Source organism: Nostoc sp. (assembly GCF_054880495.1).
In genome coordinates, this window is the sequence record NZ_JBTYKD010000160.1 from 20,293 (window position 1) to 27,290 (window position 6,998).

The window sequence follows — 6,998 nt, forward strand, 5'->3', positions numbered from 1 at the left end:
TAATAAATCTACATTCCTTATTCTTCTGGCTCTAAATCGTCTTCTTCCTCTTCATCTCCTTCACTGGGTTTAGCTACAGAGTTAGCAGAAACAACAGCGCCTTTATCTAGCTTTTCACGCACCAGTTGCTTAATTTGTTCCGCAAATTCAGGCTTTTCTTCTAGATACTTAATGGCGTTGTCTCGTCCTTGAGAAATGTTGTCGCCATTGTAGCTGTACCAAGCTCCCTTGCGGACAAGCACGCCAGTTTCTTCTGCTAAGTCTACAATACAACCCAAGGTAGAAATTCCTTTGCCAAAAATAATGTCAAATTCCGCAATCCTAAAAGGCGGAGCTACTTTATTTTTAGCAACTTTAACTTTGACGCGGTTCCCAAATTCTTCTGTACCTTTTTTCAAAGTTTGAATCCGGCGAATATCTAAGCGCACCGAAGCGTAAAATTTCAATGCGTTACCGCCAGTAGTAGTTTCTGGGCTACCGTAAGTAACACCAATTTTTTGCCGTAACTGGTTAATAAAAATTACTGTACAACCAGATTTCCCAATATTGCCAGTAATTTTACGCAAAGCTTGGCTCATCAACCGCGCCTGAAGACCGACGTGGATATCACCCATATCCCCTTCAATTTCAGCACGCGGAACCAGTGCTGCTACTGAGTCAATTACTACAATATCAACCGCAGCAGAACGAACAAGCTGATCGACAATTTCTAAAGCTGACTCGCCAGTGTCAGGTTGGGAAATCAGCAAATTGTCAATATCTACACCCAATGCCGCAGCGTATGTAGGATCAAGGGCGTGTTCAGCATCGACAAAGGCAGCAATACCGCCATTTCTTTGCACTTCGGCGAGTGCATGTAGCGCTACAGTAGTCTTCCCGGAACTTTCCGGCCCATAAATTTCAATTACCCGCCCCTTGGGTAAACCACCACCCAATGCTAAATCCAAGGTGAGCGCCCCACTAGAAATTGTCTCCACCCGCATCCGGGTAGCATCCCCCAGGCGCATGATTGCTCCTTTACCAAAGCTGCGCTCAATCTGGTTAAGCACCATAGTCAGCGCTTTTTGCTTGCCTGAAGTATCGGTGTTGATAGCCATTCCTGCTTCTTATGCCTCTAAATATATGGTTTTAAGGAGTGTTGCTTTGGGAGTTTGAGTAGAACAGATATACTATTTTAACCAGAAAATTCTGGAATAGGAGTTCTCAAATCAAAAAAGGGTATGACAAGATCGTAACTCGATTGCTACCAGATTAGGGTAATCTTGCATAATGATACCAACTTGCATTCAGAGATAGCTTTTTTTGGCTGGGTAAGCAAGGGGTTTTCAAAGAAAAAATAAATTACCTAAGCAACACTGTGAGTAAAACCGGACTCGTGAGCATTTACGGAGGTTGCTAAATTAGGAGCGATCGCCCATACCAATCAGCATATCATCTCCCCTAGAGTAGCGGTTTTTTGCACCAAGTTGAAAAAAAACCTTACAACTATGCACTTTTTAGCGTTTTTTTTCTGCGTCACTTTTTTCTGTTTTCAAAAAAGTGACGCAGTTTTGACACACTTATTATCAGAAATATTTCCTAATAATGCATATTTCGATTTAAAAATTATCAACTCTTTACACTGTATACTTTAAAGCCTATTTTTCCTACTTGTTTATTGAGAATACCTACCTTTACCGCGATCCCACTCAACCACCAAAGCAAAACCCCACAGCTAGAGACGCGCTACGGGGTGAGAATTGGGATAACGGGGGAATGAGTGGGGTGGGTCTTTATTACTTATCAGAACTGTAATTGTCACGTTTTTTCTAGAGAGCGCTAATGGTGTAGTAAGGGTAAAAAACTCCGGTTAATCGGGTGTCAAATCTTTGCAGGCTATAGCTTACAGGTTCAGACGTGCTACTGGGTATGAAGGGGATTGTGAGGGAATGGGTTGATGGATTGGATGCGGTGGCGTTAGGGGGGTTTTTTAAGCGGTGTGTTTTTGCCGTTATGCACAATATGTGAGCAGAATATGTGAAATTATGTTGACACAAGCACTTAAAAATATTGGTTCTTCAGTACTTACTATGCTAAATTATTAGCTGCAAAGGTTCAAAAGTATAAAAAATTGCATAAAATCTTTAGTTAAACCTTTGACCTGATTGACTTAGAATGCAGATTGATTATTAACTGTAAGTACTAGAAAAATATTTTTTGTCTATTTACAGTTATGAACAGGAAACAAAATATTAAAATACTAACAGAGCTTCTAGATTTAAAAGATGTGAAAGTTATATCACATCGCCTTCATGTCGGCATAGGAATGATTTTACAAATAGAATCAATAAAATCATACAGTACTTGTCCTCGCTGTGGGACAAAAAGCCATAGATTACATCAAAATCATCGATACATTGTTAAAGATTTACCTTTCGGTGAGAAACCAGTATTTTTAGAAATAAATAGAAGACAATTCAAATGCGAAGAATGTAAAAAACTTTTTAGTGAGAATCTAGATTTCGTGAGCCAGAAAAGAACTTATACAAAACGGCTGGCACACAAGATAATACAAGAGGTAATAGAAAACGATATTCACAGTGTAGCTGATCAAGGGATAGTGACAACAGAAGAAATAGAAAGAATGTTAAAAGACGCATCTAAAGAATTATCTGATGACAAACCCTCTCTGATAAAAAGACTTGGAATCGATGAGATAGCTCTGGTTAAGGGCAAGGGTAATTACTGCGCCGTACTAATAGATTTAGATACATCTAAGCTAGTAACTATTTTAAATGGGCGCACGCAAGAAGTAGTGAAGAAAACCCTTTTAGAATGGGGATCTGAGGTCTTACAACAAATTGAGGAAGTGAGTATAGATTTGTGGGTTGGTTATAAAAACGTTGTCACAGAATTAATGCCCAATGCTCAAGTAGTAGCAGATAGATTTCATGTAATGACACAGATTAATCAAGAATTAGATACACAGAGAAAACGAGAAAAGCGGAGTCTAGAAGAATTAATTCAAAAAGCGCAATTATCATCAAAAAAAGCTGAATATGAAAAAGCTTTATCGGGATTAAAAAATAGTAAGTACGTTTTACTTAAAAATGACTCAGACTTAAATGAAGAGCAAATAAATAAACTTTCTGAAGTCAAGAATGTATCTCCCGTCTTAAAAGAAATGCATGAATTAAAAGAAAAATTTAGAAAGATTTTTAATAAGACAGATAATTGGTATCCGGGAGTTTTTAAACTCGGTATGTGGTTATCGAAAGCTAAAAAATGTTTTCCCAAGAGTAACAATACTATTATCCGTTGGTTTGATGAGATAATTGCTTACTTTGATAATGGGACAAATAGTGGTGCTGTGGAAGGTATTAATAACAAGATCAAGTTGATTAAACGTTCCGGTTATGGATTTATAAACTTTGACAATTTCCGAGTTAGATGCTTATTAAATTGGCATTTTAACTATTAGTTAAGCATACTATGTACTGAAGAACCGGAAATATCGGAATAAACACATTTAAATTACTCTGAATCTCAACCGAGATTTAGAAGTGACGAAAAAATCAGTATTATAACATTTTACTTTTTTTTACTTAAAAGATAGCGAGGGATTTTTAAATGCCATTTAATTAAACGTTGATTTATTGGTAAGTTATCAAAATCCTGGGACAAAAACTCTTTAAATTGAGGTGAATAAATACATTCTTGAAACATTATATCTTACTGCCTTTATGCAAAAATAGTGACTCAATAATAAAGCTTTTGTAATTTATTGGACATAGTATTAATACTTAACAACAAATTAGCAAGTCTACCGTCTCCTGCGAGTCCTCTGAAAGGGAAAATGTCGGGAAATGGCTCTTAAACGACATTGGGCTTAAACAGGCACAGAGTAAGGATTAAGAGCGTATTACACTGGTTAGACGACATCCCCCAACAAACAGCTAACACAGAATAAAAAATTTGAGAAGAGTTATCTGCTAAAATATAGTCAAAATGTCTAAAGTAGTCAAAATTGCTATGCAGACCTACACTCTTACAGATGCTCGTAACAAACACGGTGAGGTTTTTGATAAGGCTGCTACTGAGCCAGTCCTACTAACTAAGCAATCACGGCCTAGTCATGTGATTATTTCAGCCGAGAGCTACCAAAAATTAATTAATCGGCTGGAAGAATTAGAGGATATGGTTTTTGGTCAAGCAGCTGAAGTTGCTCTGAGTCAGTCCAAAATGATTGGTACAGAGGCTTTTACATCTGCACTAGAGCATTTAGCTAATGGCGAAGCTTGATGGTCTAGCAACTGTTCTTGATTTTCTCAACGGTTTACAGCCTAAAATAGCAGCACAGATTGCAAAAAAGGTTTTGGCTTTGAATGTTGAGCCTTTACCCACTGATAGTAAGCAGCTATCTGGTTATCAGGATTTATATCGAGTTGATAGTGGTGAATATCGGATTGTTTACAGGTATTTTCCCGATCAAGATTTAATAGAAGTGATTTTAGTCGGTAAGCGCAATGATGATGATGTCTACAAAAGATTGAAGCGTTTACTGGGTTAACCTTTGGTTTTCATTAAAATGCTAAAATCGCTCCAGCACAAATGCTTTCAGGCATATTTAATGACTTTCGACCTTCCCGACTCTCTGATTCTCGATACTGCACTTTCGGTATCTGGATTAACTGACTATATCCGCTTGCTGTTAGAGCAAGATGAACAATTACGGCAAGTTTGGGTAACTGGCGAAGTTTCCAGCGCTAACCACCATCGCAGTGGGTTATTTTTCACGCTGCAAGATACCGATCGCACCGCCGGAATTAAGTGTGTAGTATGGAATAGCCAATTGCCAAAACTCGCCCAGATACCCGTTCCCGGTGAGCAGATAATCATTTTGGGCAGCATTCGCGTGTATCCGCAACGGGGAGAGTATCAGTTATCAGTTTGGCGAACTCTACCGGCTGGTGTTGGTTTACAGGCGCTACGCTATCAACAACTAAAAAATCGCTTGCTGGCTGAGGGGTTGTTCGACGCGCAAAGAAAGCGATCGCTCCCAACTCACCCCCAAACGATCGCTGTCGTCACTTCACCAACTGCGGCGGCTTGGGGTGATATTCAAAAAACTCTCAAGCAAAGGTATCCAGGTTTACACGTTTTATTTTCTCCGGCTACAGTGCAAGGTGAGCAAGCGCCGGAATCTATCGTCAAAGCAATTGAGCGGGTGGAAAGAGATGGACGCGCCGAAGTGCTAATTTTATCGCGGGGTGGTGGCGCGGTTGAGGAATTGGCTTGCTTTAATGATGAACGAGTGGTGCGAGCGCTTGCTAGTTGTTCTATTCCTATAATTACTGGTATTGGTCATCAAAGGGATGAATCTTTGGCAGATTTAGTTGCAGATGCTTGTGTGCATACACCGACTGCGGCGGCGGAAATGGTTGTGCCAGAACTTTCTGAGTTGTATACTGAGCATCGGGGGCGAGTTTTGGCTTTACGTGAAGCGGTGCATGACTCTTGGGAAACTGCTGAAAATAAGCTGCAAGTATTGCGGAATCGTTTGCGACGTTTGCGGTTAGATCGACAAGTGCAATTAGAGGTGGAAAAGTTGGCTTGGAAGCGTCAGCAATTGGTGCAAATTACCACGGGGCGATCGCAGCAAGCAACACAGCATCTGGAATTATTGCGGCAAAAGTTGGCTAGTCTTGACCCGAAAGCGGTCTTACAGCGTGGTTATGCGGTGGTTAGGGGGGAAGATGGAGCGATCGCGCGATCGGCGGCGGAGTTAGAAATAGGACAAGATTTGTTCATTCAATTGGGGCAGGGTGGGGTTAAAGTAAAGGTTATGGAAATAAACGAACCACTCCAGGCGCAGAGGACACAGAGAGGTTGATGGTTAAACGTAAGGGTGCTTCTAATTCTGAGGAAGGTTGGAATTATGAGGCGAAGGTTGTTGAGATAGAGGAAATTATCGCTCGCATTGAAGCGGGTGAGTTGGAATTGTCAGCTGTGTTTGACCAATTTGCAACTGCTGTTGAGTATGTGCGTCAGTGCGAAAGTTTTTTGCAGCAGCGACAGCAACAGGTAGATTTGTTGATTGAAACTTTGACTGATGAATAGTAGCAATAATCTGCATAAAACTCATAGTATAAATTTTACTCAATGTGAATGAGCCACTGAAATCGGAAATCGGAAGCCTATATTATAGGACATCAAAAACAGTAGCCTAATCTTGTAAGAAATAACATGAGAATGAGTACATAACCGATTACTATATCTATGTGGTAGAGTTCTTTCAAAAAGCAGCCAAGTGTGGTGATGTAATATTATTCTACATATCCTGAGCTTTATATAGGACTCATATTTTATTTTTGAAATACACGTAGTTGCGATCGCAGGCACGATCAAGCAATATAGAAAAATTCCCTTCTAATAACTACTTAGCCTGCAAGGTTATTGGTAAACGCGAGTTTCCAACTTGTTTTGTTTTTAGTAAACTTCTTGCAAAAGTCTGTTCACGCGGTACAATAACGAAATTTTGCAAGAGTTCTAATCATGAACCCATTTCTTTTTGTAACAGACTTAGATGATACGCTTGTATATCGCACCGTGGGCGATGACAGCGCTTTACCAGAACTAAATCAACTGCTGAACAGACATCGCCAAGAATACGGCACTAAAATCGTTTATGCTACTGGGCGATCGCCTCTACTTTACAAAGAACTCCAAGCTCAAAAAAATCTTTTGCAACCAGATGCTCTTGTCCTTTCTGTGGGTACAGAAATCTACCTAGATGGTAGTGATACTCCAGACTCAGGTTGGTCAGAAATTCTCTCTCCGGGATGGGAACGCGAAACTGTATTATCTATTACTAAAAAATACCGAGAGTTAGTTCTGCAACCAGATTCAGAACAGCGTCCCTTCAAAGTGAGTTTTTTCCTAGAACAAGATTCATCTGCAAATGTTCTACCACAACTTGAAGCGGAGTTGCAGAAATATAAATTAAATGTAAAGTTAAT

General features: G+C 39.7%; 7 protein-coding genes. 6 read left to right on the forward strand and 1 reads right to left on the reverse strand.

Features of this window, described 5'->3' with window-relative positions:
* Nucleotides 1-17 precede the first annotated feature (17 nt).
* A complete protein-coding gene (recA, locus tag ACYTXL_RS15950) occupies nt 18-1,097 on the reverse strand; it encodes a recombinase RecA (protein ID WP_461925587.1) in 1,080 nt (359 codons plus the stop codon).
* 1,115 nt (nt 1,098-2,212) lie between these two features.
* On the opposite strand from recA, the gene ACYTXL_RS15955 reads away from it, so the two are divergent.
* From ACYTXL_RS15955 to ACYTXL_RS15980, 6 genes are all read left to right on the forward strand, one after another.
* Complete coding sequence (locus ACYTXL_RS15955; protein ID WP_461925588.1) at nt 2,213-3,460, forward strand: ISL3 family transposase; 1,248 nt, start codon at nt 2,213-2,215, stop codon at nt 3,458-3,460.
* A 527-nt stretch (nt 3,461-3,987) separates the two neighbouring features.
* Nucleotides 3,988-4,281, forward strand: a complete 294-nt coding sequence (locus ACYTXL_RS15960) for a type II toxin-antitoxin system Phd/YefM family antitoxin (RefSeq protein ID WP_461925589.1) — start codon at nt 3,988-3,990, stop codon at nt 4,279-4,281.
* On the forward strand, nt 4,268-4,549 hold the full coding sequence (locus ACYTXL_RS15965; RefSeq protein ID WP_461925590.1) for a type II toxin-antitoxin system RelE family toxin: 282 nt from the start codon (nt 4,268-4,270) through the stop codon (nt 4,547-4,549). The genes ACYTXL_RS15960 and ACYTXL_RS15965 overlap by 14 nt, the downstream gene beginning before the upstream one ends.
* Nucleotides 4,550-4,609: 60 nt before the next feature.
* Entirely contained in the window at nt 4,610-5,872 is a 1,263-nt protein-coding gene (gene xseA / locus ACYTXL_RS15970) for an exodeoxyribonuclease VII large subunit (RefSeq protein WP_461925591.1), read from the forward strand.
* Nucleotides 5,872-6,099: an exodeoxyribonuclease VII small subunit gene (gene xseB, locus ACYTXL_RS15975; protein ID WP_461925592.1), complete on the forward strand. Its 228-nt coding sequence runs from the start codon at nt 5,872-5,874 to the stop codon at nt 6,097-6,099. The genes xseA and xseB overlap by 1 nt, the downstream gene beginning before the upstream one ends.
* Nucleotides 6,100-6,534: 435 nt before the next feature.
* On the forward strand, nt 6,535-6,998 hold a 464-nt coding region (locus tag ACYTXL_RS15980; RefSeq protein ID WP_461925593.1), incomplete at its 3' end, for a sucrose-phosphate phosphatase.

What these genes read in the sequence shown, in the direction of transcription:
- ACYTXL_RS15960 (WP_461925589.1), top strand. Translation starts at nt 3,988, where the DNA reads ATGTCTAAAGTAGTCAAAATTGCTATGCAGACCTACACTCTTACAGAT.
- ACYTXL_RS15955 (WP_461925588.1), top strand. Translation starts at nt 2,213, where the DNA reads ATGAACAGGAAACAAAATATTAAAATACTAACAGAGCTTCTAGATTTA.
- xseA (WP_461925591.1), top strand. Translation starts at nt 4,610, where the DNA reads ATGACTTTCGACCTTCCCGACTCTCTGATTCTCGATACTGCACTTTCG.
- recA (WP_461925587.1), bottom strand. Translation starts at nt 1,097, where the DNA reads ATGGCTATCAACACCGATACTTCAGGCAAGCAAAAAGCGCTGACTATG.
- xseB (WP_461925592.1), top strand. Translation starts at nt 5,872, where the DNA reads ATGGTTAAACGTAAGGGTGCTTCTAATTCTGAGGAAGGTTGGAATTAT.
- ACYTXL_RS15965 (WP_461925590.1), top strand. Translation starts at nt 4,268, where the DNA reads ATGGCGAAGCTTGATGGTCTAGCAACTGTTCTTGATTTTCTCAACGGT.